Source organism: Nocardia sp. NPDC019323 (assembly GCF_044389845.1).
Classification (GTDB): Bacteria; Actinomycetota; Actinomycetes; order Mycobacteriales; family Mycobacteriaceae; genus Nocardia; species Nocardia implantans.
The window spans coordinates 203,311-228,791 of record NZ_JBIRYN010000001.1 but is presented as its reverse complement, the minus strand read 5'-3'; the positions used below and the strand labels follow the sequence as shown (position 1 = coordinate 228,791).

The window sequence follows — 25,481 nt, the reverse complement described above, 5'->3', positions numbered from 1 at the left end:
GGGAGCCGCTACGCGCCGGCGCCGTTCCCTTCCGCGGCCGGTGCGACCAGCGTGCTGCTGGACAGGACGCGCCGGACCTGGATGGCGATCACCACGCGTGTCGGGTTCTCCCGCGGCACGCGATAACGACCCGCGTACCGCTCGACCGCCTCGGCGACGTCGTCGGGGGCGTCGAGCACCGTGGCCGGGCCCTCCAGCGTCAACCACCGGATCCCGTCGACCTGGCTGACCGCCGCATAGCCGGAGCGGCGCACGTTGCGCACTTTCACCGACCCGTCGTTGGTGATGACGCGCGCGATCCCGGCCTCCTGGTCCCAGGTGAAACCCACCGCCACCACATGGGGCGTTCCGTCCGCGCGCAACGTCGTCAGCGTGGCGAGGTGCCGTTCGGCGACGAACTCGAGGGCGGCGGGCGACAGCTCAGCAGTACTCGTCGGCATTCCCCGACCGTAGCCTTCGGCGCCCGACGACGCCGCACCAGCCCGGAGCCGGGGATGCGGCCGCGCCGGTGCGCGATGACGAGCCCCGCCGGCGCGAATGACAGACTGGGCGCATGGGAACGCGTGGTTTGCCCGATGGGACCGTGCTGCTGCTCGGCGGCCGGAGCGAGATCGGGCTCGAGGTGGCGCGGCGGCTGGCACCGGGACGAGCGGTCGTGCTCGCGGCCAGGCGCAGCGGCGACTTGGACGCGCAGCGCGCGGAGATCGCGGCGGCGGGTGCGAGCGAGGTGCACACCGCCGAATTCGACGCCGACGACATGGCGAGTCATCCGGTGTTGCTGGAGAAGATCGCCGCCGAGCACGGGCCGATCGCGATCGCGGTGCTCGCCTTCGGCGTGCTCGGTGATCAGCAGCGCGCCGAGCGGGATCCCGCCCACGCGGCGGCGATCCTGCACACCGATTTCGTCGCCCAGGCCGGTGTGCTCACCACGCTGGCGAATCTGCTGCGCGCGCAGGGCACGGGACGGATCGTCGTGTTCAGCTCGGTCGCCGGGGTGCGGGTCCGGCGCGCGAACTACGTCTACGGCTCGGCCAAAGCGGGACTCGACGGCTTCGCCTCCGGTCTCGCGGACGCCCTGCACGGAAGCGGCGTCGGGTTGCTGCTGGTCCGCCCCGGATTCGTGATCGGGCGGATGACCGAGGGGATGTCTCCCGCGCCGTTCTCCAGCACGCCGGATGAGGTCGCCGACGCGGTGGTCCGTGCCCTGCGCCGTGGCGCGAGCCGGGTGTGGGTGCCCGGCATCCTGCGACCGGTGTTCTTCGCGATGCGCCTGCTGCCGCAAGCGATCTGGCGCCGGATGCCCCGATGAACGCGACGCCCGTCTCGTGGGCCGGCGCGCCGATCACGGTCATCGGGATCGGCGCCGATGGCTGGGACGGCCTCGGTCGCGCCGCGCGGGAGGCGGTCGGCGGCGCCGAGGTCCTGTTCGGTTCCGCCCGTCAGCTGGCGCTCGTGCCGCCGGCCGTCGCGGCGCGCCGCGTGAGGTGGCCTTCGCCTTTGCTGCCCGCGTTGCCGGATTTGCTGGAACGGCACAGCGGGGCACGGTTGTGCGTCTTGGCCAGCGGTGATCCGATGTTCTACGGAATCGGCGTCACCTTGGCCCGGTTGCTGGGCCCGCAGGCGCTGCGGGTGCTGCCGCAGCCGTCTTCGGCTTCTCTCGCCTGCGCCAGGCTGGGCTGGCCGCTGGCGCAGACACCGGTGGTCAGCGTGGTCGGGCGTCCGTTGGCGACGGTGCTACCCGAGCTGGCCGACGGAAGGCGGCTGCTGGTGCTCAGCGCCGACGAGCACACACCGCGCGATCTGGCGCAACTGCTGGGGCGCAACGGTTTCGGCGGTTCGGAGCTGACGTTGCTCGAGCAACTGGGCGGCCCCGCCGAACGGCGCCGCGCCGGAATCGCGAAACAGTGGGAACTGCCGCCGGGCGATCCGCTGAACATCGTGGCGATCACCTGCTCGGCGGACCGCGGCCAGCCGCGTGCCACCCGCTTACCCGGACTGCCGGACGAATTGTTCGGCGGAGACGGCCAACTCACCAAGCACGAGGTCCGCGCGCTGACGCTGGCGGCGCTGGCGCCCGCTCCCGGGGAACTGCTGTGGGATGTCGGCGGCGGTTCGGGCAGCATCGCCATCGAGTGGTGCCGGGCGCATCCCGGCAACCGGGCCGTCGCGTTCGAGCGGCTCGAACGCAGGCGGCGCCAGATCGCCGACAATGCCGAGGCGCTGGGCGTGCCGCACATCCAGGTTCGCGGCGAGCTGCGCGCCGAAGTCGCCGCCGACGCCGGAATCGTCTCGCCCGACGCGATTTTCGTCGGTGGTGGCCTGACCCAGGATGGCGTGCTCGAGACATGCTGGGCGCAGTTGCGTCAAGGCGGCAGGCTCGTCGCGAACGCGGTGACGGCGGAATCGGAATCGCTGCTGCTCAGCTGGGCGGGCGCCGAGGGTGGCGGATTGCGGAAGTTCCAGATCTACCGCGCGGAACCGCTGGGATCCTTCACCACCTGGCGTCCGCAGCTTCCGGTCACGCAGTGGTCGGTGGTGAAAACCGCGCGGGCGTTCCCCGCGCAGGGGTGAACACGTTACCGGTCACGCGGTAGGGTCGGGGCCGAGTTCCGATCATTGATCGGAAATCCGAATCCTGTTGGGGAGATAGATGAGATACAAGAAGTTCGCCGCTACCGCATTGCTGGCCGTCGCCGCCACCGGAGTCACCGCAGGCACCTCCTACGCCGCTCCGGTGCCGCCCGCGGCGCAGGACCAGGCCGCCGCATCGCCCACCGTGACGGGCACCGATCAGGGCGTCGGCTACGCGCTGCAGCTCGCCGACGCGGGCAAGTCGGTGGTCACCAGCGTTACCGGTGGCGCGTTCAGCGTCGATACCGACAACCGGTCGGTCACCCTGAAGAACGCCGCGGGTGAGACCGTCACCACCGTTCCGCTCACCGCCACGGCCAAGGGCCAACAGGTCCGGATCGCCGCGTCCGTCGCCGACGAGGGCAGGCAGCTGACGCTGACGCCGCAGGTGGCGCCGACCGCGAACGCGCCGGTCGCCGCCGAGTTCATCGGCGCGCAGGAGTGGTTCTTCGCGGAGTTGCAGCGCGCCTCGCTCGGCGCCCTGGTCGGTGGCCTGATCGGCGCCGCGATCGGCATCGTGTTCTTCGGCGTCGGCATCCTGCCCGGCGCGGTGCTCGGCGCGCTGATCGGTCTGGCCGTCGCGGGCGGGCCGTCGCTGCTGAACGCGGGTATCGCCTACTTCAGCGGCCAGCCCTGAGAATCCTGATTCTGGGCGGCACCCGGGAAGCGCGGGAGCTGGCCCATATCGCTTCCGGCGAGCGAGGATGGGAGATCGTGTCCTCGCTCGCCGGTCGTGTGCGCGCGCCCTTGCTGCCCGAGGGCAAGGTCCGCATCGGCGGCTTCGGGGGCGCCGAGGGGCTGCGCGCCTGGCTCGCGGCCAACGACGTGGCCGCGATGGTCGACGCCACCCATCCGTTCGCGGCGGCCATCAGCGCCAACGCGGCGGACGCCGCGCGAGTTTCGGGTGTGCCGCTGGTGCACCTGCGCCGGCCCGGGTGGGTGGAGCAGAAGGGGGACAGGTGGACGCGCGTACCCGATCTCCCCTCGGCCGCGACGCAAGTCGCCGCGCTCGGCGAGCGCGTGTTCCTGACCATCGGCAGGCAAGGCGTCGACGCGTTCGCCGGACTCGCCCGGCAATGGTTCCTGATCCGTGCCATCGACCCGCCGGAGGGCGCGCTGCCGCCGCGGCAGGAACTGCTGCTCGCCCGTGGGCCGTTCGCGGTGGAAGACGAAGCGCGGCTGCTCGCGCGGCACCGGATCGACGTGCTCGTCACCAAGGACAGCGGCGGGGAGCAGACCGAGGCCAAACTCGCCGCCGCCCGCGCCGCGGGCATCCCGGTCGTCGTGGTCGACCGCCCGCCACTGCCGGAGGGCGCGCGGATCGTGGAATCCGCTGCCCAGGCACTGGATTGGTTGCGCGACCGGCGCGGCTGACACGGGTCCTGGCCGTCGGCCGGAGCGATCAGCTGCCGAGAAGTTCCGGCAGGTGATCGAACCAGTCCAGCACCGTTCGTTCGTAGCGAATCCCGAAATCCAAAGTGGCGCGGGCGAATGCGGACTTGCCCTCCGGGTCCTCGGCGAGATATCTGGTGAGCCGGGCCTGATGGATCTCCCGGTTGGCGGCGATGATGCCGTCGAGCCGATCGCGATCGAGATGCTCGCCGAAGGAGAGCGTGAGCAGCAACGGCACCCGGATGGTTTCCCCGCCGGGGTCGCGGGCGATCCATTCCAGGAACGCTTCCCGGCCCGCGTCGGTGATGTGGTAGGGGGTGCGCTCCCTGGCTCCGGTCTCGCCCTTCTCCACGAGTCCCGCCGCGTCCATGGCGGCGAGTTCCCGGTAGACCTGGCTCTGCGTGATGGTCCAGAAATCGCCGATGCGGTCCTGTGCCTCGGTCACCAGATCCCATCCCGACATGGCGCCTTCGTGCAGAAATCCGAGCAACGACGCCGCCGTCGAGTTGAGTGCCTTGCGTTTGGTCGCGGTATCGGTCAACGACTGCTCCCTTCGCTCTCAACATTCCATAGTGGAATGTTACCTGAACGGGGTGGGTCAGGCGCGGCCGGTCAACTCGTCGAGCCGGGCGAGCACCTGCGCCATTCCCTGCTCCAGCCGTTCCTGTCCTTGTTCGAGCTGTTGCTGCCCGCGGGCGAGCGCGGCCTGCCCCTGTTCCAGGCGGACCTGCCCCTGTTCGAGCACGGTGACCCTGCGGGTGAGTTCGCCCACATTCTCGCGCAGGTCTCCGACGTCGCGGCGCAGCTCGCCGACGGCTTGGTCGATGGATTCCGCGCGCCGGTCGATGCGGCCGATCCCGTCGAGCGCCTTCCTGGTCAGCGCCGCGAGTTCGTTGAGGACCTCGCCCTGCTCGTCGAGTGCCTGTTCGCTCGCGGTGGCCCTGGCCTCCAAGGCTCGGGCGCGCAGCGTCAGCTCCGACAGTGTCGCGGCCAAGGTCCCTCCGATCTTCGGTGCGTCAGGCGATCCTACGCGCCGCCGAGGGCCGCGTCGCGCGCGCGACCGTACCGGCGGGAGGTGTAGACCCGGGTGCCCGCGCGGGTTTCCAGCGCCGTGGTGGTGGACGCGCCGATGATCAGCAGTGTCCGCATGTCCACCTCCGCGGGGTCGAGGTCGCCGAGCGCGACCACCCGGACCGATTCGGTGGGTCCGCCGACGTCGCGGCCGATGACGACGGGGGTGTCCGGCTTGCGATGTTCCAGCAGCAGATCCCGCATCGCGCTCACCTGCCAGGTGCGTTGCGAGGACGCCGGATTGTAGATCGCGATCGCCATGTCGGCCGCCGCGACGGCGGAAAGGCGCTGCGCCACAACCTCCCACGGCTTGAGCCGATCGGAGAGCGAGATCATCGCGTAGTCGTGCCCGAGCGGTGCGCCCGCGCGGCTGGCCACCGCGTTGGCCGCGGTGAGACCGGGCAGCACCCGCACCGGCACCTCGCGCCACTGCGGGTCGGCGGATTCCTCCAGCACCGCCGCCGCCATCGCGAAGACCCCCGGATCGCCCGAGGAGACGACCGCGACCCGCGCGCCTCGCTTGGCCAGATCCAAGGCCATGGCCGCGCGTTCGGACTCCACCCGGTTGTCGCTGGCATGACGACGCTGGCCAGGGCGTTCGGGCACCCGGTTCAGGTAGGTGGTGTAGCCGACCAGATCGGTGGCCTCGGCCAGCGCCGCGCGCACTTCGTCGGTGGTCCACTCGGGCGCGCCGGGACCCAGCCCCACCACCACGACCTCACCGACCCGCTCGGTTGTGTCCTGCTCGCGATCGCCGACGATGTCTCCGTCCAGGCGGGGCAGCGGCGTGGTCGGCTCGGGCCCCGGCACGAGGGTGATGGCGAAGTAGGGCACCTCCGCGTCGTCCACCGCACCCGCGTGCAGCACGCGCTGTTCGGTGCTGCTCGCGCGCTCGACGTAATACGCGCCCGCGAGCCGGCCGGAGTCGGCGAGTGCCTGGCGCACACCGGGATAGGTGCGTCCCAGCTTCATGATCGCGGCGGCGTCGGTGGTGCGCAGCCGCCGGGTGAGTTCGTCGACCGGCATGGTGCCCGGCAGCACGGTGAGCACCTGCTCGCCTTCGACCAGCGGCGTGCCCAGCGCCGCCGACGCCGCGCTCACCGAGGTGATGCCCGGGATGATCTCGGCTTCGAACCGGTCGGCCAGCCGCCGGTGCATGTGCATGTAGGAGCTGTAGAACAGCGGGTCGCCCGCGGCGAGCAGTGCCACCGAGCGGCCCGCGGCGAGGTGCTCGGCCAGCCGCTGGGCGGCCTGTTCGTAGAATTCGTCGATCGCGCCCTGGTAGCCGCCGGGATGGTCGGTGGTCTCGGTGGTCACCGGGTAGACCAGATGCTCCTCCAGCTGACCGGGGCGCATGTACGGCGCCGCGATCCGGCGGGAGATGCTGCGGCCGTGGCGCGCGCTGTGGAACGCGATCACATCGGCGGCGCCGATCACGTTGGCCGCCTTGACGGTCACCAACTCGGGATCGCCGGGACCGAGTCCGACGCCCCAGAGCTTGCCCGGAGTGCTCATTCCTGTTCGCTCGCAATCGCGTTCAGCGCCGACGCGGTGATGGCGCTGCCGCCGCGCCTGCCGCGCACGGTGAGGTATTCGACGCCGCCGAACTCGATCAGCGCGTCCTTCGATTCGGCCGCGCCGACGAAGCCGACCGGGATGCCGAGCACGGCGGCGGGCCGTGGCGCACCCGCGTCGAGCAGGTCGAGCAGATGGAACAGCGCGGTCGGCGCGTTGCCGATCGCGACGACGGCGCCGTCCAGACGGTCTTGCCACAGTTCGAGCGCGGCCGCGGAGCGGGTGGTGCCCCTGGCCGCGGCCAACTCCGGCACCCGCGGGTCGGCGAGGGTGCACAGCACCTCGTTGTCGGCGGGCAGTCGCTTCCTGGTCACGCCGGAGGCGACCATGGTGGCGTCGCAGAGAATCGGCGCGCCCGCGCGCAGCGCCGCCCGTGCCGAGGCCACGACGCCGGGGGAGAAGGCGATGTCCGCGGCGAGATCCACCTGACCGCAACCGTGGATCATCCGCACCGCCACCTGCGCCACGTCCGGCGGGAACCCGCTCAGATCGGCCTCGGCGCGGATCGTCGCGAACGAGCGACGGTAGATCTCGGCCCCGTCGGTCAGGTAGCTGGCACGTACGTCGGACATGCGGTCCACCATATGGGTGCGGGTCCGGACAGATCGGTCCGGGTCGGGCGCTGCGCGTCACGGGCCGGACGGCAGCACAGCGCGGCGACGGCGCCGCCGGATCAGGTCCGCGGACGCTCGAGAATCCGGGACATGACGATGGCGCTGCGGGTGCGCCCGACTCGCGCGTTCTCCCTGATCCGTTCCACGGTCACCTCGATCTCGGCCATGTCGGTGGCCATCACGTGCACCAGCGCGTCGGCTTCGCCCGCGATCGTCCACACGCCGACCACCTGCGGGATGGGTTCCAGACTGCGTTTGAGTTCGGCCGGGGAGATGTTGTCGCGGTAGTACACCTCGACGTACGCCTCCGTCCTCCAGCCCAGCGCGGCGGGATTGACCAGCGCGGTGAAGCCGGTGATCTGCTTGCCCGCGACGAGCCGGTCTACTCGCCGTTTCACCGCGGGCGCGGACAATCCGACCACGCCGCCGATCTCCTGGAACGAGGCCCGCGCGTTCTTCAGCAGTTGTTCGAGAATCCGCCGGTCGAGGTCGTCCACGTCACACCTTCCCGCCGTCCGCACAATAATCCGCGCAATTTTCGCTGAGATGCGCAACGAATCGTCATTTCTGGCGCAATGCTATGCGACTTACCGTCGTGGCAGCCGCAAGTTCCCATTCACTGCCGGGAGTTCCGTTGACGTCTGTAGCCACCCTCCCCCTCGAATCCGCCGCCCGCCGTTGGTCGCCGCGCCGGTTCCTGATGTGCCGTCCCGACCATTTCGACGTCACCTACTCCATCAATCCCTGGATGAATCCCGCCGAGCCCGTCGACCGCGCGCTGGCCATCGCGCAGTGGGAGAAGTTGCGCGCCACGTACACCGAATACGGGCACACCGTGGAGGTGGTGCCCGGTGTCGCGGGCCTGCCCGACATGGTGTTCGCCGCCAACGGCGGGCTGATCGTCGGTGACCGCGCCATGTCGGCTCGTTTCACCCATTCCGAGCGCGCCGCGGAAGGCCCGGCCTATCACGCCTGGTTCGCCCGTGCCGGCTTGCCGAACCTGGTGGCCGCCGCGGAATGCAACGAAGGCGAAGGCGACTTCCTGCTGGTCGGCGACCGGTTGCTGGCCGGAACGGGATTCCGCAGCTCACGCGCCGCGCACGAGGAGGTGGCGCGCCACTTCGGATTACCCGTGGTGTCGCTGGAACTGGTCGATCCGCGCTTCTACCACTTGGACACGGTGCTGCTTCCGCTGGACGCCGACACCATCGCCTACTACCCGCCCGCCTTCAGCCCCGCGGCGCGCGCGGTGCTGGCCGACCTCTATCCCGACGCGATCGTGGCGACCGACGCGGACGCGGCGGTGCTCGGACTGAACGGGGTCTGCGACGGCGCCAACGTCTTTCTCAGCAGCGCGGCCGCCGACCTGAGCGCGGCCCTGCGCGCCCGTGGTTACCATCCGGTGGGTATCGAGATGTCCGAACTGCTCAAAGCCGGTGGCTGCGTCAAATGCTGCACCCTCGAGATCCACGGCAGATGACCTGACGCAGGCATCACGGGAGGCGGCGCGGCCGGACGATATAGCCGTCGCCGGTAGCGACGATGTCGGTGACCTCTCCACGGGGACGGCCGCAGCGGCGATCGCATCCGGACCAGTGCTGACGCCCGGCCACCGCGACGTCCGCGGCGGCTGTCGTCGGCGGTGGATCGAGCGGAACGGCCGGTCCCGGCAGGACTCGGCCCGTGGCGACGGCGTCCGCCGCGTCGGCTCGGACGTCGGTGTGCGATTTCGCGCAGCCCGGCTGCCCGGCGCACGCGCTGACCAGCAGCCACGGGGAGTCGGCGTCGAAGATCGAGCCCATCGGCGCGAGCACGCGCACCACCTGTTCGGCGGTCCACTCCGCCAGATCGGTGATCACCAGACTGCGCCACGGCGTGACGAAGACCGGTCGTTGGACCGCGGCGATGAATTCGGCGGTGCGGGCGGGCAGGGAGCCGAGGCGCACGCCGAGGCCGAGCGAGACCGATCCGTCGTCCTGCTGTAGCCAGCCGATCGGAACGCTCGGCGAGGCGGAGAATGCGAGTCTTTCCGCACCAGGGGACAGGCCCAGACGATCGACGACGCGTTCGGCCCCGTGTTCGATCTCGTGCAGCCGCCACCGGCCGGGGTCGTCGCCGCGCAGATCCAGGAATTCGTGCGCGGCGGCCAGCATGACGTCCACAGCATCGGCGGCGGACAGCCGCAGGCCGCTGTCGCCGCCTGCCAGCAGCAGCGCGAACTCGTCCTGCCCGACCGCGTGCACGCCGATGTCGGGGCCGAGGCCGCTGACGTCGCCGCGTCCGTCGTCGAGGGTGAACAGCACCCGGCCGGGCAGGCCGGCCAGCCGCGGCGCCGCGAGCAGGCCGGTGTCCAGCGCGGGAACCAGCGGGCGCACGTCCGCCAAGCCGCCGATCCGGCCCGACAGTGGTGAGGCGATGATGTTGCGCACCCGTTCGTGCGTGGTGCTCGGCAGCAGATCCGCCGCCGCGAGCCGGTCGGTGATGGCGGCCGCATCGCTCACCCGGCGCAGTTGCACGTTGCCGCGCGAGGTGAGCTCGATGGTGCCGTCCGCCAGGTCGCGCGCGGCCTCGGCCAGCGCCTGCAACTGGGCGGGTTCCAGTCGGCCGCCGGGCACGCGGACGCGGGCCAGCGGCCCATCGGCCGCCTGATGCAGCCGCAGCACGCCCGGACAGGAATCAGGAGCACCTCGTGTCATAGCGGCTCCAGCCTACGGACGCCGCCGCCGGGCGGAACGGCCGGTCACTGCCCGATCGATCGCACCCAGTCGACGACGGCGGCCCGGTATTCGGCGGTGTTGCGGGCCAGATTGACCGAGTGCCCGCTGCCGGGCAGCACGAAGGTGCGCAGTCGCGCCGCCGGGCCGAAGAACGGCGCTTCGGTGGCGCGCAGTGTCTCGGCGTCCGCGCAGACGGCGTACGCGGGGCCGCAGGACAGCCGGTCCAGGCTGCCGTTGACGACCAGGACCGGGACGTCGACGAAATTGGTCATCGGCGGAATGGTGGAGGTCAGGCCGTCGGGATACTCGGTCGGCGAGAACACTTCCTTGTTCGCCTCGTCCACCGCGAGAACGTCGGGGTCGGCCGTCTCCGGTGCGAAGAAACTGGCGGCGCGGGTACCGGGCCGCGTCGCGAGATAACCCGGGTCGTAACCGCGCCCGGCGAATGCCGGATCCTCGGCGGCTTGGTGGTAGGTGGAGATGACGCCGAGCACCTCGGAGACGTTGAGCGCATGGGAGAAACCGGTGAGCAGAACGCCGTCGACGTCCTGGTACGTGGTCGCCTCCAGGACGTCGATGCCCGAGCTGAGCGAATGCCCTCCGGTGATGACCTTGCCGAACAGGGGCGCGCCCGCCAGCCCGGCGCGCAGGGACCCGACGATGTCGTGCAGGGCACGGGCGGAGACCGTCGCCGTCACCTGCGTGCTCGGCGGGCGGGTGCTCGCCCCGTTGCCGAGCCGGTCGACCACCAGCGTCGCGATGCCAGCGGCGTTCATCGCGCGCCGGAAGCTGTAGGTCTCCGCAGCGTAGGGGAAATCCCAATAGGTCGCGTTGTAGTTGGAACCCGCGATCAGCACCATGACGGTGTCGGTGGCGTGTGCCGTGGGAGTGCACAAGGAGCCGGCCATCTCTCCGAGCGGTACGGGGATGGAGACCGATACGCAACGTCCTGGCGCGGTGTCCTCGGCGTGGGCGGTGCTCGGTGCCAGACAGAGAAGGATCGCGGCCGCGGACGCGGCGATCGACCGTAGCGAGGTTCGCACGCGACGCAGGCTATGCGTCCACTTCGCCGGACGCAATACCTCTCGTCGCAGGCAGCAGCTGCGTGTGGGCTCCGTAACACCGTTTCCGCCAATCTATTTCGGCGCGCGAGGCGCAGCTGTCGAGATCGGTCGCACGTGCCGATCTTCGCGAGCGTCATCGATCGCGAAGGACAAGACGGAACTGATGTTGTCCGGCGAACGGCCATACCGCGCACAATGATCCGTGGCTATCACGCAGTCGATGCCGCATGCGTGTACCCGGCCGCGCCCGATATCGCGTCGGGACGGCGGATGTCCGGGACGACGCGATGGACAAGGAGCGCGGGAACGTGGGTGCGACGGGACAGGGGGCGGGTATGCGAACGGTGCACTTCGTCGGAAGTTTTCCGGCCGATAGCACGGACGTCGCGATGCGGGCGATGCTGGACAGCGCGGGAACGCGACTGCGTACCTTGCCCACCGGGGAGACCGGGCGCTACGAGTTCTACATCCAGCCGATCATCGAAGACCTGGTCGACCAAGGGGTTCTTGCGGTGAAGAAGCAGGGGACCTGGGGATCGAGCCGGCAGCGGACGATTCATCGTGTCGCGCGCGGCGCCGAATTGCCCGGCGAGACCATGCGTCTGGGCTATCTCGCGGAGGCCGAGGAGGCGCTGCCGATCTTCCGCGCGTTGCGCGCCGAGCGCGAGATGCCCGGTCTCGCACTGCAGATCGGCATGCCGACCGATTTCACGCTCACGTTCATCGCCATGGGAGCCGCAGGCGTGCGGCGGCATCGCCGCGCCTTCCTCGACGCCACCGTGCGTGACATCACGGCCATCCGCGAGCTGGCCGGCGACGACGTCGTCGTGCAGCTGGAAGCCACCGCGGAACTGGTGCTGATGGCGAAGGCGCAGCCGGCGCACCGGCCGGCCGATCGGGCGCTGGGCCTGGGGAAGGGCATCGCCGCGCTGGCCGCGGCCGCTCCCGAGGGCACCCGGTTCGGGGTGCACCTGTGCCTGGGCAGTCTGCGTAACAAGGCGCGCGGCCGCTTGCGCGATGCCAGGCCGCTGGTCGATCTGGCCAATTCGGTCGTCCGGCACTGGCCGCGGGGGCGCGTGCTGGAATACGTGCACGGTCCGCTCGCGGGGGGCGATGTGCCGCCGTCGGAGAAGGCCGAGTTCTATGCGCCGTTGGCGGCACTGGCCCTCGATCCGGGCACGAATTTCTACGCGGGGTTCGTGCACGACGTTCCCACCGAGACTCAGCAGTCGCGGACATTGCGGGTGATCGAGAAGGCGCTGGGCCGCCCGGTCGACGGCGTCGCCTGCGCATGCGGTTTGGGCCGCCGTCCGCGCCCGGTGGCGGACGAGCTCATGGCGCGAGCGCACCTGCTCGCGGCGGGTGGGACGCCCGCCGTGTGAGCCGGTGCGTATGCCGATTCGAAGAGCGCTTCCCACAACGAGATTCGCTACGCTGGTGCTATCGCACGGTCGGGATTGGCAGCGATGGTGCGCGACTGTTTGTCAGGATCCTGATCGGGGCGATCGGGAGGTACGGTGTCCGGCATGGAGCGAGCACCGCGGGGCGTCGATCCGAACCTGCCGAACTCCGCCCGGGTATACGACTATCTCCTCGGTGGCAAAGACAACTACGAGGTGGACCGGGCGGTCGCGCACCGCATGCTGTCCATCGCCCCGGATACCAAGACCCTGGCCTGGTTCAGCCGCCAATTCCTGGTGCGGGCGGTCCAGTCGGCCGCCGAGGCTGGGATCCGGCAGTTCATCGATCTGGGCGCGGGTATCCCGACTTCGCCGAATGTGCACGAGGTCGCCCACAAGGTCGATGCGTCGGCGCGAGTGGTGTACGTCGATTTCGACCCGGTCGTCCACGCGCACTGCAATGCCCTGCTCGCGCACGCGGACGGCGTGACGGCGATGCTGGGGGACGTGCGCCGTCCGGACGACATCATCGACCGGCTGATCAGCGGGGGTGCGATCGACTTCGCGGAGCCGGTCGCGATCACGCTCGTCGGGGTCCTGCATTTCGTGATGGACGACGAAGGTCCCGCCGAGATCGTCGCTCGGCTGCGCGAAGTCATGGCTGCGGGCAGCTATCTGGCGTTCACGCACGGCTCAGACGACAGCGATCCGGACTTCATCAACCAGTCGTCGTCGGATACCGCGAAATCCTCGGCGCAGGTGGTCTATCGGTCCGCGGCCGTGGTCGAGTCGTTCTTCGAAGGATTCGAGATGATCGAGCCCGGTGTGGTTCCCCTGCAGCGGTGGCTCGGTGACGACCTGCCGGAAACCGCGCTGGTGCTGCTCGGCGGTGTGGTCCGCAAGGCGCGGGACGCGCGCGCCGACTAGGGTCGGCGTATGTCCGAAATCGCCACTCTCGCCGACCGGCTCGCCATCATCGATGTGATCACCAAGATGTTCGTGTACACCGATCAGAAGCGCTGGGAGGACTTGTCGGCGGAGGTGTTCACCGCGACCGTGGATTTCGACGGCGGGTTCGGCGGGCCGGTCGGCGAGCGCGCCGCGGCCGACATCATCGCGGACTGGCGCACCGGGCTCGCCGACCTCGACGGGGTGCACCACCAGTCGGGCAACCATCTCATCGATCTGGACGGTGACACGGCGCGCGTGCACGCCGACGCCATCGCGGTGCACGTCAAGAACGCCGCGACCGAGGGCAAGACGCGCACCTTCGTGGGCAGCTACTCCCTCGGTGTCGAGCGCACCGCGCAGGGCTGGCGGGTCAACCGGTTCCACTACCACCTCGAGGTGATCGACGGGAACGCCGACCTGGTCTGATCCGGCGCGCCGGCCGACGCGGCCGTGGTGAAGTGTTCGTGGTGTGCCGGCGAGCGATCGTCATGGTGTCGTCGTCGATCGCGTCCGCGCTCCGGACGCCGGGTTCGCCGTCCTGCGTGAGGCGCGTCCCGGGGCCCAGACGCCGATGAGGATCGCGGCGACGAAGGTGACTACGGCCAGTGCGAGCGCGGCCTGCTGGGCACCGTGCACGAAGGCCGATTCGGCGAGCTCGGCCAAGGGTGCGGCTTGCGGGCCGATGTGCTCGGTGACCTGCAGCGCCGCCGCCAGCGAGTCGCCGACCGGTTCGCGCACCTGTTCCGGCAGCCGCGGCAGGGCGGGCGCGATGCGGTGGCTGTACCCGGCGGCCAGGATGCTGCCCGCGACGGCGATGCCGATCGCCGCGCCCACTTCGCGCGCCGCGTCGTTCACCGCGGCGGCGACACTGTGCTTCTCCACCGGGGTGCCCGCGATGATCGCGGCCGTCGCGGGCGCGGTGCACAGCCCGGTGCCCGCGCTCATGACGAGGAACGGCCAGAGCAGGTCGGCATAGGTGGTGTCGACCTCGACGCGGGAGAGCGCGACGAGCGCGATGCCGATGATCACCAGCCCGCCCGCGATAGGCACACGCAGTCCGACTCGTTCGGCGAGTCGGGGCGCCACCGCCGAGACCGCCACCATCGGCACCATCATCGGCGCCATCGCCAGGGCCGACACGATCGGCCGGTATCCGAGGATCAGCTGCAGGAACTGCACCATCAGCAAGAAGGTCCCGAAGCAGACGAGGAACTGCAGGGTCACCGCCGCGGTGCCGGAGCCGAAGCCTCGATCGGTGAACAGGCGCAGATCCAGCAGGGGGTGCGCCGCCCGCTTCTGCAGCACCACGAACGCCGCGGCCGCCAGCACCGCCACGACGGCGGCGCCGAGCACCAGAGGGTCCGGCCATCCGCGCTCGGGCGCCGTGATCGCGGCCAGTACCAGCGTTCCGACAGCCGTGGCCGAGGTGATCGCCCCCCACCCGTCCAACCTGGGACGATCCCGGTCCACCGACTCCGGCAGTGTGCATCCCGCGATCAGCAGAACCAGTCCCGCCGCGGCCATGGCGAGGAAGATCGACACCCACGACCACCGCTCCAGCAGCAGCCCCGAGCCGAGGATGCCGAGCACCGCGCCCGCGCCGGCGACGCCCGCCCACAGCCCGACGGCATTGCCTCGGCGTGACTCCGGGAATCCGGCGGTGATCAGCGACAGCGTCGAAGGCATGACGAGAGCGGCGCCAACCCCGGCGACCGTACGGCCCGCGATCAACCACCCGGGCGCGTGCAGCAGCGCAGGCGCCGCCGAGGCCGCGGCGAACACGAACAGCCCGATGACCAGCACCGCGCGCCGGCCGAAGCGGTCGCCGAGCGCGCCGGCGGGAAGAACCAGGCAGGCCAGCGCCAGGGTGTACCCATCGACGACCCAGGTGAGCTGCTGCTGACTCGCGCCCGTCGCGGCGGCGATCTCCGGCAGCGCGGTGTACAGCGCCGCCATCGATGCGATGACCAGGGCCACGGTGAGGCAGGAGATCGTCAGCATCCAGCGGTGCGCGGCTGACAAACGTGTCGTGGTGGACCCCACGGCGCCTCCCGGGCTGAAACAAAACTGTCAGTATCGCTACGCTACTATCAGTAGCATAAGTGAGCGGGGTGGCGATAGGCGCGACGGAGGAGCAATGTTCGACCCATGACCGGTGCCGCCGACCCGACCCCCCGCGAGTCCACTGCCGACGACGACGTCGACCCGCGCAAGGCGCGCTCCCGCGCCAGACTGCTCGACGCCGCCACCGCGCTGCTGAAAACCGGTGGGCTGGAAGCGGTCACCGTCGAGGCGGTCACCACCATGTCCAAGGTCGCGCGAACCACGCTGTACCGGCATTTCGACAACGCGACGCAGTTGCGCGCCGCCACGCTCGAGCGGCTGCTGCCGCCGGTGATCGAGGCTCCGCCCGCCGGTCCGCTCCGGCGACGACTGATCGAACTGCTCAGCAGGCAGGCCGCGGTCGTCAACGAGGCGCCCTTGCAGATCTCCACGCTGGCGTGGCTGGCCACCGGCGAGCGCGGGGAATCAGGGGCCGGTCCGGATTTCACGTCGCTGCGCCGTCGGCTCATCGAGCAGTACCGCAAGCCGTTCGACCAGCTCTTCGGCGATCCGGAGGTGCGGGCCCAGTTGGGTGACCCGGACGTGACGTTCGCGCTGACCCAGCTCGTCGGTCCGATCGTCTTCGCCAGGCTGGTCGGGCTCGAACCGATCACTCCGGCCGACTGCGCCCGGCTGGTGGACGACTTCTTGGCGGCCCGCGCGAGCGACCGCCCCGCGGGCGGACGGGCGGGGCGCGCGCAGGAGGCCGATCCAGGCGGCAGGTAGCATCGGCGTGCTCGGCGGACGACGAGGAAACCGGTGAAAGTCCGGTGCGGTCGCGCCACTGTCGAAAGCCAGACCCTCCCCGGCGAGCAGCGAACCCCCGATGGGCGCGTCACCCGAGGAAGGCTGTCACCCGTGATTGTGCTGTTGTCCACGTCCGACACCGATCTGCTCAGTGCCCGCGCCAGCGGCGCCGACTACCGGTGGGGAAACCCGGCTCGTCTCCTGGTCGACGACCTGCCCGCCTTGCTCGACGACGCCGACCTGGTGATCGTGCGCGTCCTGGGCGGCAAGCGGGCCTGGGAGGACGGGCTGGAGGCGCTGCGGGCCAGCGGGATTCCGCTCGTCGCGCTCGGCGGCGAGATCGCCCCGGACGCCGAACTGATGGAATGCTCCACCGTCCCCGGCGGCGTCGCGGCCGACGCGCACAACTACCTGGCCGCCGGTGGCCCGGAGAACCTGCGTCAGCTGCACAATTTCCTGTCCGACACCGTGCTGCTGACCGGCCACGGTTTCGAGCCGCCGATTCAGCTGCCCAGCTGGGGCGAGTTGGACCGGGTCGCCGCCGAGCCGGCCGACGGGCCGACCGTGGCGGTGATCTACTACCGCGCCCAGCATCTGGCGGGCAACACCGCTTACGTCGACGCCCTGTGCACCGCGATCGAACGGGCGGGCGCGCGGGCGCTGCCGCTGTACTGCGCGTCGCTGCGCACCGCCGAGCCCGAGTTGCTGGAGACCCTGCGCCGTGCCGACGCGCTGGTGGTGACGGTGCTGGCCGCGGGAGGCACCAAACCGGCCACCGCGTCCGCCGGTGGCGAGGACGAGGCATGGGATGTCGGCGCGCTGGCCGACTTGGATGTGCCCATCCTGCAAGGGCTGTGCCTGACCACCGGGCGCGCCCAGTGGGAGGCCAACGACGACGGCCTCTCACCGCTGGACGTCGCCACCCAGGTCGCGGTGCCGGAATTCGACGGTCGGATCATCACGGTGCCGTTCTCGTTCAAGGAGTTCGACGCCGACGGCCTGTCCACCTACGTCCCCGACGCCGAGCGCGCCGCCAGGGTCGCGGGCATCGCGACGCGCTACGCGCGGCTGCGTCACATCCCGGCCGAACGCAAGCGCGTCGCCGTCATGCTGTCGGCCTACCCGACCAAGCACGCCCGTATCGGCAACGCCGTCGGCCTCGACACCCCGGCCAGCGCGATTCGCCTGCTCACCGAAATGCGCGCCGCCGGTTACGATCTCGGCGCGCCCGGCGAGATCCCCGGCCTGGACGAACAGGACGGGGACGCACTGATCCACGCCCTCATCGCCGCCGGAGGTCAAGACCCCGACTGGCTGACCGCCGAGCAACTGGAGGGCAACCCGATCCGCATCGGCGCGGCGACCTACACCGCTTGGTTCGACACCCTGCCCGGCGACCTGCGCGACGCGGTCGTGGAAGCGTGGGGGCCGCCGCCGGGCGAGCTGTATGTCGACCGCTCCGCCGACCCGGACGGTGAGATCGTCATCGCCGCATTGCGTTTCGGCAACGTCGTGCTCATGGTGCAGCCGCCGCGCGGTTTCGGCGAGAACCCCGTCGCCATCTATCACGACCCGGATCTGCCGCCCAGCCACCACTATCTGGCCGCCTACCGGTGGCTCAGCGCGCCCGAGGGTTTCGGCGCCGACGCGATGGTGCACCTGGGCAAGCACGGGAACCTGGAGTGGTTGCCCGGCAAGACGCTGGGCATGTCGGCCTCCTGCGGCACCGATGCCGCTCTCGGCGATCTGCCGCTGATCTACCCGTTCCTGGTGAACGACCCCGGTGAGGGCACCCAGGCCAAGCGCCGCGCGCACGCCACCCTGGTGGATCATCTGATCCCGCCGATGGCGCGCGCCGAAACCTACGGCGACATCTCGCGTCTGGAGCAGTTGCTCGACGAGCACGCCAATATCTCGGCCCTGGACCCGGCCAAGCTGCCCGCCGTCCGCCAGCAGATCTGGACGCTGATGCGCGCCGCCAAGATGGACCACGACCTCGGCCTGACCGAACGTCCGGACGAGGAATCCTTCGACGACATGCTGCTGCACGTCGACGGCTGGCTGTGCGAGATCAAGGACGTGCAGATCCGCGACGGTCTGCACGTGCTCGGCACGGCCCCGGCGGGGGAGAGCGAACTCGACCTGGTGCTGGCCATGCTCCGCGCGCGTCAGTTGTGGGGCGGCGAGCGCACCGTGCCCGGCCTGCGCGAAGCCCTCGGGCTCGACGAGTCGGGAGGCGAGGCGCGCGAGCGTGTGGACGCCGTCGAGGCTCGCGCCCGCGCCCTGGTCGCGGCCTTGCAGGCGGCGGACTGGTCACCGGAGGCGGTCGACGGCATCACCGACGACCCGCAGGTGCGGCTGGTGCTGCGGTTCGCGGCCACGGAGGTGGTGCCGCGCCTGCGGCAGACCGGCGTGGAGATCGACCGCGTCCTGCACGCGCTGAACGGCGGGTTCATCCCGGCAGGCCCGAGCGGGTCGCCGTTGCGCGGTCTGATCAACGTCCTGCCGACCGGACGCAATTTCTACTCGGTCGATCCCAAGGCGGTGCCGTCCCGGCTGGCCTGGGAGACAGGGCAGGCCATGGCGGAATCCCTGCTGGAGCGCTACCGCGCCGACCACGGCGCATTCCCGCGGTCGGTGGGCCTGTCGATCTGGGGCACTTCGGCGATGCGCACCTCCGGCGACGACATCGCCGAAGTGCTCGCGCTGCTCGGCGTCCGGCCGGTCTGGGACGAGGCCAGCCGCCGCGTCCGCGCGCTGGACGTGATCTCGCTCGCCGAACTCGGCCGTCCCCGCATCGACGTGACGGTGCGCATCAGCGGTTTCTTCCGCGACGCCTTCCCGCACGTGCTGGCCCTGCTGGACGACGCGGTGCGCCTGGTCGCCGATTTGGACGAGCCGGACGAGTCGAACTACGTCCGCGCGCACGCTCGGGCCGACCTCGCCGAGCACGGCGACCAGCGGCGCGCCACCACCCGTATCTTCGGCTCCAAGCCGGGCACCTACGGGGCGGGCCTGTTGCAGCTGATCGATGCGAAGAGCTGGCGCACCGACGACGATCTCGCCGAGGTCTACACCACCTGGGGCGGCTACGCCTACGGGCGCGACTTGGACGGCGCGCCCGCCGCGGAGGACATGCGCGGCGCGTATCGCCGGATCGCCGTGGCGGCCAAGAACACCGACACCCGCGAGCACGACATCGCCGACTCCGACGACTATTTCCAGTTCCACGGCGGCATGGTGGCGACGGTGCGCGCGCTCACGGGCAAGAACCCGGAGGCCTACATCGGCGACAGCACGCGCCCGGACGCGGTGCGCACCCGGACGCTGTCGGAGGAGACGGCGCGGGTGTTCCGGGCCAGGGTGGTGAACCCACGCTGGCTCGAAGCGATGCGCAGGCACGGCTACAAGGGCGCGTTCGAAATGGCCGCGACCGTGGACTATCTGTTCGGCTACGACGCCACCACCAACGTGGTGGCCGACTGGATGTACGAAAAGCTGACGGAGAGCTACGTTTTCGACGAGGTGAACCGAAAGTTCATGGAGCAGTCCAATCCTTGGGCGCTGCACGGGATCGCCGAGCGGCTGCTGGAGGCGGCCGAGCGAAAGCTGTGGGAACACCCCGAATCCGGCACGCTCGAGCGGCTGCGGCAGGTCTATCTGGAGACCGAGGGGGAGCTGGAGTAGCGTCCGCGGTCGTCCCATTTTCCGGATTCGTCACCAAAAACGCTGGCGCGCAGGACATTTCGGGCATCATCAACTGCCCGAACCGGTGATGCGCAACGTCTATAATCGCTAGTGTTTCACGGCTGTACCCAGGTAACGACAGATCGATTCTGCTGAGGATGGGAAGGCTCATGACGTTCAGGAAATTGGTTGCGACCACGCTGCTGACCATCGCCGCCACCGGCGTGACCGCGGCGACCGCGTACGGGCAAGCCGACATCGACGGCGCCGCGGCGAGCGGCGGGAACGAGATCGGCTACACCGCGACCGTCGCGCCGGACCGGTCGAGCGCCGCGATCACGCTCACCGCCGGCTCGTTCACGGTCACGCCGGACGGAAGCATCGCGGTGCTCGGGCCGGACGGGTCGCTCGTGACGTCCGTGCCGACGACCGTGCAGTCCGTCTTCGGCCAGCAGGTCGAAGTGGCTCCCGACATCGATGCGACCGGGACGACGCTGACCTTGACGCCGGTCGGAGCCGCCATCCCGGAACCCGGTGCGCCGCAGTTCATCGGTGACGCGACAACCACATTGGGCGGGCTGGCGATCGGCTGCGCGATCGGGGCGCTGGTCGGTCTGGTCTTCTTCATCGTGGGGGTCTTCCCCGGCTGCGTGGTCGGCGGTCTCATCGGCGCCGCCGCGGGCGCGAGCCGGTAGTGCGGGACTGACCCCGATCGCGGGGGATCGGCCGCGCTCGGCGACGAGCGCGGCCGATTCGATGACGACGCCTAACCCGCCTGCGTCATGCACGGCTCGACGGTGAAGTCGAGCCCGAAATTGTTCAACGTCACCGGCAGGGGAGCGTCCGGGTTGGGGCGCGGCGTCGACCGCAGCCGGAAGTCGGCCGAGGTCAGCAGGTGCGCGAGCAAGGTGCTGGTGACGAACAGCACCAGGTTGCGCCCGGGGCAGTCGGCTGGGCCCGCGCTGAACGGCACGAGCTGGGGGTATCGCTGCGCGCGGCCGTCGAGCCAGATCTCCGGGACGAACTGGTCGGCGAACGGCAGCAGATCGGCGTCCCGGTGGAACGCCGGGACCGCGATCATCAGCGCGGCGCCCGCCGCGATGGTGAAGCGCTCCTCGCCGTCGCGCCACTCGGTGTCGGCGGTGATGTCGCGCAGCAGCATGGGGGTGGTCGGCCACAGGCGGACCGACTCGAGCACGCAGGCGCGCAGATAAGCGCGCAGGTCCACCCGGTCCGGATCGGCGGCGTCGGCCAGCGCGCGGGCGTGATGCTCGGGATGCGTGCTCAGCACGGCCAGCGCCCGGCTCAGCGCGATGCCCGCCGCGTCGAAGGCGAACAACCAGTGCGGTATCTGCCCGACCGGATCGATGGCCCCGCCCGCGGGCACCGCGGCCAACGCCCCGGCGAGACTGTCCGCCGGAGCGGACTCCACGTGGCGATACAGCCGATTGGTGAACTGGTCGCGCTGCCTACGGTGCGCGGGGGCCAGGAACGACCAGTTGCCCGCCGAGCGCAGCCGGGACAGTTCGTCGGTGAGCACGGTGTCGTCGCGACCGCGCTCGCCGAGCACGATCCGCCGCACCAGCCGCCACCAGCGCGTGGTGAACTGCCGCGCGTCCAGGTGGCCGCGGTGCAGGGCCGACAGGATGATCTCGCGCGCCTCCTCCGCGATCGCCTCCGCGAACGGCCCGGCCAGGCGATGCAGCGGTTCGGCCGAATCCAGCGCCGCCTCGTTCACCGCGCGGCGCTGATCGCGGATCGGTCCCTCCGAGAGCAGCACGCCGTGCGGCTGGAACTGGCGCAGCGCGGCGCGCTTCTCCCGATTGGCCGGGCTGAACGGCGTCGGCGCGTCGGCCAGCACCCGTCCTACGTCCTGCGGATCGAGAACGACCACGATCCTGCGCCCCGGCACGACGAGCTCGACCGGGCCCGCGCCGAACTCCCGCCGCAGTTGCCGCACCCGCTCGATCGCTCTGGAATCGGCTCCGGTGCGCTCCAGCAGGCCCAGCACCGGCCTGCGACGCGCGATGACGCCCGAGGCGACCGAGGCGAATCCGAGATCCGCCAGCGCCGCCACCGCGGGCACGCCCACCAATCGGTGTTCGCGGTTTTCTGCCATACGGCCTCCTCCCGGTGCGCACAGGTCGACACGGTGCCGACGACCGGTCACATACCCGGGGACGCGGGCTCGAAACCGCGGCGGGGGCCGAGCGGCGCCGATGCGGCGCCGGGAGAGCTCAGTTCGGCGCCTGCGTCTCGTTCACCGCGAGCGCGGCCTCGACAGAGTCGAACACCGTGAGCAACCGATCCAGCGCGGTCACCTCGATGGGCCTGCGCGCGGCGTCGCTGGGGACGACCCGCAAGCCACCGGAGCCGGTGGCCTCCGAGGCCGCCAGCAGCACGCTCAGCCCGGCGGAGCCGAGGAAACCGACCTTCGTCATGTCCACCACGACCGCGCCGGGCGCGTCGCGCAGCGCCTCGTCGAGGGCCGATTGCAACCGGGGCGCGGACGCCATGTCTATCTCGCCGTGCACGCTGACGACCACCGCGTCCTGCGCCGACCGCACCTCGACCTCCAGCGCTCGGGGCGCGCTTTCGGAACTCACAATCCACCTCCCGTGCCGGCGACGCGTCCACGGCAGTACGCCACGTCGACCTCCGCTCCGGTTCGCGTCTCGTGCGCACTGGTAGTGGCGCAGAGAGCGAGCATTCCGCGGCCAACTTACCCCATCACGGCCGCGGGTAATCACACCGAGCGCCGGACACCGCCGCGGACCAGGCGGTATCGCGTGGCCGGACGAGAACCGCGCGCTGGGCGGGGAACAGCGATCGCGGCGGTCTCTCGGAGCCGGACGATCGCTGGGGGAGGTGTGCGTCATCACGAACCGGCTGTGCTCGGACACACAGAGCAACCGCCGTGACCCGAGCAACGTCGAGTCACGGCGGCAGTGTTCTCCCACAGCGGCGAGGCGCCGCTTCCGCGCGGTGGCGCTATTCCGGCCAGGTCCCGGTGAGCGACTTGTAGCCCGTGGCGCCCGCGCGGTCGATCGCGGCCTTCACCAGACCGAAGACGGCGCCCTGCAATGCCGCGGCGAACAGCACCTCGCGCCAGGAATGATCCCGCGCGGTCGACGACGGAGCTTGCCGCTCGCCGGTGATCTGCTTCCACACCTTGGTGAACACGGCATTCGCCGCGAGACCGCCGAGCACGCTGATCAGCAGGCCGAGTGGTTTGTAGAGCGTCTTCATCGCCGCCTCCGTACGATCTGCCACACCACGGCCGCGAGCACCGCCGCGCCGACAGCCGCGGGGATCGGGTGGGCGCGCAGTGCGCCACCGGCCTGCCTGCCGCGTTCGGCCACCGGCTCGGGTGTCGCCGCCGCCACCCGGTGGGCGAGGTCCGCCGCGCCCGCCCTGGCCTGCTGGGCCTCGTCCGCGACGGCGAGCGCCGCATCGGACGCCGCGTGCTGCGTCGCCTCGACGGCCTCGTGTGCCTTCTCCTTGCCGCGCGCGGGCACGTCGAGCTTGTGGCCGAGCTCTTCGACCGTCCGGCCGAGATCCGCCCTGGCCTGGTCGCGGTCGCGCCGCAGCGCCGCGACGTCGTCGGTGGGTTGCCCGGCCCGGGGTCGGCTGTCACTCATCCCCGCCTCCTGTCCTTGATCACCTCGATGTCCTCGCGCACGCCATCGACCGCCTCGCGCGGGATCGGCGGACTCGCCTCCGCCACGCTCTTCTTCCCGGCCAGTCCGAGCACCGCAGCGACCACCAGCAGCGCGCCCGCGACGATCAGCGCGGACGCCCAGCCGGGCAGCACCTCGGTGAGCCCGAGCACCGCCGCGGCGACCAACGCCGCGCCGCCGTAGAACGCCAGTAGCGCCGCCACACCCGCCAAGCCGGCTCCGAGGCCGAATCGCTTGCCCTTCTCCCGCATCTCGACGCGGGCGAGCTGCAGTTCGTCGCGGATGAGCCGGGACAGCTGGGTGGTGGCGTCCTCGACCAGCTCGGAGACCGACCGTGAGTTCGCGGGTGGGCGAACCTGTGTCGTCTCGGTCATGAGACCTCCTTCGGCATGTCACACTTCCTGCCCCGCGACTACCCGCGCGTCCGGATTCCAATCGGACGCCGCCTTGGTCTGGCGGGGTGGGTCGGGTGCGACGCGTGAAACGGCCGACGCAGGATCGGAGCCCGCAACGGCTCCGAAACCGTTGCGATGCAGTCGGATTCGTTACGCGGTCAGTTGAGGTAGGGGCCGATCTGCGGGATCGCCTCGACCGGGTGCTCGGCGCGCAAGCCCGCGCCGAGGTCCTGGAACTGCCAGGCGCCGTCGCTGCGGCGCACGCGGCCGAGCACCAAGCCGGTGTGCGGGCCGCCGCCGTTCAGCTCGTGGCGGGCGAGCTCGGTGCCGGCGACAGTGTCGATCACCCGGCAGTACGCGTTGGCGATCCGGTCGAATGTCTGGCCGGTGTAGCAGGTGACGAGGAACAGCACGGTCGTCACCTGCGCGGCGATGCGCGACAGGTCGACGGCGATGATCTCGTCGTCACCCGCGCCTTCGCCGGTCATGCTGTCGCCGTGCAGGCGGACGGCGCCGTCCGTCGAGCTGAGCTGCTCGTGGTACACGACGTCGACGAGCCGGTCCGCCGCGAACAGCAACGCCGCGACGTTGAGATCGATCTCCTCGCGCCGCCGGAACAAGCGCGAACGCTCGGCCGGATCCCAGCCGAGCGCCACGGTGACGTGCTCGAGCGGGACGCCGCGCTCGTCACGGAGTTCGGTGCGCATCGGTGTCTCCTCCGCATCGGAAAGTGGACGGGCCGGGACCATCGGAACGACTTCGGCGGACGAGCAGCGTACCCGTCTTCGCGTCGAATATGGCGAGAATCCAATCCGCGAGGTGGAGCGCCGCGAAGTCATGGCATGCGGGTTGGCACAGAGCAGGTGCGCCGAGACCGCGACGCGGGTCGATCCACGCACGGTCGTACGCCCGCGGAGGCCCCGGTCCGTGCGCGCATCCGGGTCGCGGCGCGACCGCACCCGGCGCCGCCGGTCGGACGAGGCGACCGGCGATGACCGGCACGAAGTCCTGTCGTGCGGATCTGGTCGATCTGGCGTACCCGTACGCGATGGACGCGGTGGCCGAGATCGAGCGCAGACGCATCGAAAGCCGGCTCGACGCGGCCGATTCCGGGACCGCCGCGGCCTTCGCGGCCGTCGTGCGGCGGATCCGGGAGACGCTGGCGGCGCTCAGCGTCACCGCCGCGGTGAATCCACCCCCTACGCTCGAGTCGAAGATCTTGCGGGCGATCGACGACTCGGCTCCGCAACCGTGGCGCGGTCGCGGTGCGCCGAGCGAGATGTCCGGCATGCGCCGCCTCGCGCGGGTGGCCATCAGGGCCGTGCGCGTGCCGCGCTGGTGGCCGAGCGGATCGCGGCGTGGTGCCCCGCGCCGGATGCGGTCGGCCGGATCGTGGGCGGACCGGACGCGCGATCCCGGGTGACCGGCCTTCCGTGTCGGGGGAGCTATGACCG

At 70.8% G+C, this 25,481-nt stretch carries 27 protein-coding genes; 12 read left to right on the top strand and 15 right to left on the bottom strand.

All coding sequences use genetic code 11. From position 1 onward, the window contains the following. Positions 1 to 8: 8 nt before the first annotated feature. Positions 9 to 440, bottom strand: coding sequence for a PPOX class F420-dependent oxidoreductase (locus tag ACH49X_RS01025; RefSeq protein ID WP_195080026.1), 432 nt, complete (start codon positions 438 to 440; stop codon positions 9 to 11). Positions 441 to 553: 113 nt separating this feature from the next. Here ACH49X_RS01025 and ACH49X_RS01020 point away from each other — a divergent pair, with 113 nt between their 5' ends. The 4 genes from ACH49X_RS01020 to ACH49X_RS01005 all read left to right on the top strand — a co-directional run bounded on the left by ACH49X_RS01020 (position 554) and on the right by ACH49X_RS01005 (position 4,005). Beyond that, complete coding sequence (locus ACH49X_RS01020; protein ID WP_195080025.1) at positions 554 to 1,309, top strand: SDR family NAD(P)-dependent oxidoreductase; 756 nt, start codon at positions 554 to 556, stop codon at positions 1,307 to 1,309. Further along, on the top strand, positions 1,306 to 2,571 hold the full coding sequence (gene cbiE, locus ACH49X_RS01015; RefSeq protein ID WP_357207260.1) for a precorrin-6y C5,15-methyltransferase (decarboxylating) subunit CbiE: 1,266 nt from the start codon (positions 1,306 to 1,308) through the stop codon (positions 2,569 to 2,571). The genes ACH49X_RS01020 and cbiE overlap by 4 nt, the downstream gene beginning before the upstream one ends. A 79-nt stretch (positions 2,572 to 2,650) precedes the next feature. Then, on the top strand, positions 2,651 to 3,268 hold the full coding sequence (locus ACH49X_RS01010; RefSeq protein WP_195080023.1) for a hypothetical protein: 618 nt from the start codon (positions 2,651 to 2,653) through the stop codon (positions 3,266 to 3,268). A 2-nt stretch (positions 3,269 to 3,270) separates the two neighbouring features. Next, entirely contained in the window at positions 3,271 to 4,005 is a 735-nt protein-coding gene (locus ACH49X_RS01005) for a cobalt-precorrin-6A reductase (RefSeq protein ID WP_357106002.1), read from the top strand. A 28-nt stretch (positions 4,006 to 4,033) separates the two neighbouring features. Here ACH49X_RS01005 and ACH49X_RS01000 read toward each other — a convergent pair whose 3' ends face one another. The 5 genes from ACH49X_RS01000 to ACH49X_RS00980 form a co-directional block, all read right to left on the bottom strand. Further along, positions 4,034 to 4,564 carry a PadR family transcriptional regulator gene (locus ACH49X_RS01000; protein ID WP_195080022.1) on the bottom strand — a complete coding sequence of 177 codons (531 nt, stop codon included), beginning with the start codon at positions 4,562 to 4,564 and terminating at the stop codon, positions 4,034 to 4,036. 57 nt (positions 4,565 to 4,621) lie between these two features. Beyond that, entirely contained in the window at positions 4,622 to 5,017 is a 396-nt protein-coding gene (locus ACH49X_RS00995) for a hypothetical protein (protein WP_357105833.1), read from the bottom strand. A 32-nt stretch (positions 5,018 to 5,049) separates the two neighbouring features. After that, positions 5,050 to 6,609 carry a precorrin-3B C(17)-methyltransferase gene (gene cobJ, locus ACH49X_RS00990; RefSeq protein WP_357207262.1) on the bottom strand — a complete coding sequence of 520 codons (1,560 nt, stop codon included), beginning with the start codon at positions 6,607 to 6,609 and terminating at the stop codon, positions 5,050 to 5,052. Further along, positions 6,606 to 7,241 carry a precorrin-8X methylmutase gene (locus ACH49X_RS00985; protein WP_195080019.1) on the bottom strand — a complete coding sequence of 212 codons (636 nt, stop codon included), beginning with the start codon at positions 7,239 to 7,241 and terminating at the stop codon, positions 6,606 to 6,608. Before ACH49X_RS00985 ends, cobJ begins: the two co-directional genes overlap by 4 nt. A gap of 101 nt (positions 7,242 to 7,342) precedes the next feature. After that, entirely contained in the window at positions 7,343 to 7,780 is a 438-nt protein-coding gene (locus ACH49X_RS00980; protein WP_357105839.1) for an Lrp/AsnC family transcriptional regulator, read from the bottom strand. Between the two features lie 137 nt (positions 7,781 to 7,917). Here ACH49X_RS00980 and ddaH point away from each other — a divergent pair, with 137 nt between their 5' ends. Beyond that, on the top strand, positions 7,918 to 8,763 hold the full coding sequence (ddaH, locus tag ACH49X_RS00975) for a dimethylargininase (RefSeq protein ID WP_323124003.1): 846 nt from the start codon (positions 7,918 to 7,920) through the stop codon (positions 8,761 to 8,763). Between the two features lie 13 nt (positions 8,764 to 8,776). Here ddaH and cobG read toward each other — a convergent pair whose 3' ends face one another. Both cobG and ACH49X_RS00965 read right to left on the bottom strand, forming a co-directional pair. Then, on the bottom strand, positions 8,777 to 9,979 hold the full coding sequence (gene cobG, locus ACH49X_RS00970; protein ID WP_357207264.1) for a precorrin-3B synthase: 1,203 nt from the start codon (positions 9,977 to 9,979) through the stop codon (positions 8,777 to 8,779). A gap of 44 nt (positions 9,980 to 10,023) precedes the next feature. Next, positions 10,024 to 11,043 carry an alpha/beta hydrolase gene (locus ACH49X_RS00965; RefSeq protein WP_357207266.1) on the bottom strand — a complete coding sequence of 340 codons (1,020 nt, stop codon included), beginning with the start codon at positions 11,041 to 11,043 and terminating at the stop codon, positions 10,024 to 10,026. 329 nt (positions 11,044 to 11,372) lie between these two features. On the opposite strand from ACH49X_RS00965, the gene ACH49X_RS00960 reads away from it, so the two are divergent. The 3 genes from ACH49X_RS00960 (at position 11,373) to ACH49X_RS00950 (ending at position 13,841) form a co-directional block, all read left to right on the top strand. Beyond that, on the top strand, positions 11,373 to 12,446 hold the full coding sequence (locus ACH49X_RS00960) for a hypothetical protein (protein ID WP_357207268.1): 1,074 nt from the start codon (positions 11,373 to 11,375) through the stop codon (positions 12,444 to 12,446). A gap of 144 nt (positions 12,447 to 12,590) precedes the next feature. Beyond that, the gene (locus tag ACH49X_RS00955; RefSeq protein WP_357207270.1) at positions 12,591 to 13,391 is read left to right on the top strand and encodes an SAM-dependent methyltransferase; all 801 of its coding nucleotides are present in this window, start codon (positions 12,591 to 12,593) and stop codon (positions 13,389 to 13,391) included. 9 nt (positions 13,392 to 13,400) lie between these two features. Beyond that, positions 13,401 to 13,841 carry a nuclear transport factor 2 family protein gene (locus ACH49X_RS00950; RefSeq protein ID WP_195080012.1) on the top strand — a complete coding sequence of 147 codons (441 nt, stop codon included), beginning with the start codon at positions 13,401 to 13,403 and terminating at the stop codon, positions 13,839 to 13,841. A 60-nt stretch (positions 13,842 to 13,901) separates the two neighbouring features. Here ACH49X_RS00950 and ACH49X_RS00945 read toward each other — a convergent pair whose 3' ends face one another. Continuing rightward, positions 13,902 to 15,416, bottom strand: coding sequence for an MFS transporter (locus tag ACH49X_RS00945; RefSeq protein WP_397069136.1), 1,515 nt, complete (start codon positions 15,414 to 15,416; stop codon positions 13,902 to 13,904). A 147-nt stretch (positions 15,417 to 15,563) separates the two neighbouring features. Here ACH49X_RS00945 and ACH49X_RS00940 point away from each other — a divergent pair, with 147 nt between their 5' ends. From ACH49X_RS00940 to ACH49X_RS00930, 3 genes are all read left to right on the top strand, one after another. Next, positions 15,564 to 16,244 (top strand): TetR/AcrR family transcriptional regulator, encoded by a 681-nt coding sequence (locus tag ACH49X_RS00940; protein ID WP_195080011.1) that lies wholly within the window; start codon positions 15,564 to 15,566, stop codon positions 16,242 to 16,244. Positions 16,245 to 16,376: 132 nt separating this feature from the next. Continuing rightward, entirely contained in the window at positions 16,377 to 19,952 is a 3,576-nt protein-coding gene (gene cobN / locus ACH49X_RS00935; protein ID WP_195080010.1) for a cobaltochelatase subunit CobN, read from the top strand. A gap of 170 nt (positions 19,953 to 20,122) precedes the next feature. After that, a complete protein-coding gene (locus tag ACH49X_RS00930) occupies positions 20,123 to 20,647 on the top strand; it encodes a hypothetical protein (RefSeq protein WP_357105853.1) in 525 nt (174 codons plus the stop codon). Between the two features lie 71 nt (positions 20,648 to 20,718). Here the strand turns inward: ACH49X_RS00930 and ACH49X_RS00925 are convergent, their stop codons facing one another. The 6 genes from ACH49X_RS00925 to ACH49X_RS00900 all read right to left on the bottom strand — a co-directional run bounded on the left by ACH49X_RS00925 (position 20,719) and on the right by ACH49X_RS00900 (position 24,734). Next, positions 20,719 to 22,071 (bottom strand): cytochrome P450, encoded by a 1,353-nt coding sequence (locus ACH49X_RS00925; RefSeq protein WP_357208826.1) that lies wholly within the window; start codon positions 22,069 to 22,071, stop codon positions 20,719 to 20,721. A gap of 118 nt (positions 22,072 to 22,189) precedes the next feature. Continuing rightward, the gene (locus ACH49X_RS00920) at positions 22,190 to 22,558 is read right to left on the bottom strand and encodes an STAS domain-containing protein (RefSeq protein WP_323124005.1); all 369 of its coding nucleotides are present in this window, start codon (positions 22,556 to 22,558) and stop codon (positions 22,190 to 22,192) included. Positions 22,559 to 22,943: 385 nt separating this feature from the next. Then, entirely contained in the window at positions 22,944 to 23,201 is a 258-nt protein-coding gene (locus ACH49X_RS00915) for a DUF4235 domain-containing protein (protein WP_357105857.1), read from the bottom strand. Further along, the gene (locus ACH49X_RS00910; protein WP_357208828.1) at positions 23,198 to 23,593 is read right to left on the bottom strand and encodes a DUF3618 domain-containing protein; all 396 of its coding nucleotides are present in this window, start codon (positions 23,591 to 23,593) and stop codon (positions 23,198 to 23,200) included. Before ACH49X_RS00910 ends, ACH49X_RS00915 begins: the two co-directional genes overlap by 4 nt. Continuing rightward, positions 23,590 to 24,006 (bottom strand): phage holin family protein, encoded by a 417-nt coding sequence (locus ACH49X_RS00905; protein WP_195080005.1) that lies wholly within the window; start codon positions 24,004 to 24,006, stop codon positions 23,590 to 23,592. The genes ACH49X_RS00910 and ACH49X_RS00905 overlap by 4 nt, the downstream gene beginning before the upstream one ends. Before the next feature lie 179 nt (positions 24,007 to 24,185). Continuing rightward, positions 24,186 to 24,734, bottom strand: a complete 549-nt coding sequence (locus tag ACH49X_RS00900) for a TerD family protein (RefSeq protein ID WP_357208830.1) — start codon at positions 24,732 to 24,734, stop codon at positions 24,186 to 24,188. A gap of 284 nt (positions 24,735 to 25,018) precedes the next feature. Here ACH49X_RS00900 and ACH49X_RS00895 point away from each other — a divergent pair, with 284 nt between their 5' ends. Further along, complete coding sequence (locus tag ACH49X_RS00895) at positions 25,019 to 25,450, top strand: hypothetical protein (RefSeq protein ID WP_357208832.1); 432 nt, start codon at positions 25,019 to 25,021, stop codon at positions 25,448 to 25,450. Positions 25,451 to 25,481: the final 31 nt, after the last annotated feature.

Coding starts and splice junctions, on each gene's coding strand:
- ACH49X_RS01025 (WP_195080026.1), bottom strand. CDS start 440: ATGCCGACGAGTACTGCTGAGCTGTCGCCCGCCGCCCTCGAGTTCGTC.
- ACH49X_RS01020 (WP_195080025.1), top strand. CDS start 554: ATGGGAACGCGTGGTTTGCCCGATGGGACCGTGCTGCTGCTCGGCGGC.
- cbiE (WP_357207260.1), top strand. CDS start 1,306: ATGAACGCGACGCCCGTCTCGTGGGCCGGCGCGCCGATCACGGTCATC.
- ACH49X_RS01010 (WP_195080023.1), top strand. CDS start 2,651: ATGAGATACAAGAAGTTCGCCGCTACCGCATTGCTGGCCGTCGCCGCC.
- cobJ (WP_357207262.1), bottom strand. CDS start 6,609: ATGAGCACTCCGGGCAAGCTCTGGGGCGTCGGACTCGGTCCCGGCGAT.
- ACH49X_RS00985 (WP_195080019.1), bottom strand. CDS start 7,241: ATGTCCGACGTACGTGCCAGCTACCTGACCGACGGGGCCGAGATCTAC.
- cobG (WP_357207264.1), bottom strand. CDS start 9,979: ATGACACGAGGTGCTCCTGATTCCTGTCCGGGCGTGCTGCGGCTGCAT.
- ACH49X_RS00955 (WP_357207270.1), top strand. CDS start 12,591: ATGGAGCGAGCACCGCGGGGCGTCGATCCGAACCTGCCGAACTCCGCC.
- ACH49X_RS00950 (WP_195080012.1), top strand. CDS start 13,401: ATGTCCGAAATCGCCACTCTCGCCGACCGGCTCGCCATCATCGATGTG.
- ACH49X_RS00945 (WP_397069136.1), bottom strand. CDS start 15,416: ATGCTGACGATCTCCTGCCTCACCGTGGCCCTGGTCATCGCATCGATG.
- ACH49X_RS00940 (WP_195080011.1), top strand. CDS start 15,564: ATGACCGGTGCCGCCGACCCGACCCCCCGCGAGTCCACTGCCGACGAC.
- ACH49X_RS00930 (WP_357105853.1), top strand. CDS start 20,123: ATGACGTTCAGGAAATTGGTTGCGACCACGCTGCTGACCATCGCCGCC.
- ACH49X_RS00925 (WP_357208826.1), bottom strand. CDS start 22,071: ATGGCAGAAAACCGCGAACACCGATTGGTGGGCGTGCCCGCGGTGGCG.
- ACH49X_RS00915 (WP_357105857.1), bottom strand. CDS start 23,201: ATGAAGACGCTCTACAAACCACTCGGCCTGCTGATCAGCGTGCTCGGC.
- ACH49X_RS00910 (WP_357208828.1), bottom strand. CDS start 23,593: ATGAGTGACAGCCGACCCCGGGCCGGGCAACCCACCGACGACGTCGCG.
- ACH49X_RS00905 (WP_195080005.1), bottom strand. CDS start 24,006: ATGACCGAGACGACACAGGTTCGCCCACCCGCGAACTCACGGTCGGTC.
- ACH49X_RS00900 (WP_357208830.1), bottom strand. CDS start 24,734: ATGCGCACCGAACTCCGTGACGAGCGCGGCGTCCCGCTCGAGCACGTC.
- ACH49X_RS00895 (WP_357208832.1), top strand. CDS start 25,019: ATGACCGGCACGAAGTCCTGTCGTGCGGATCTGGTCGATCTGGCGTAC.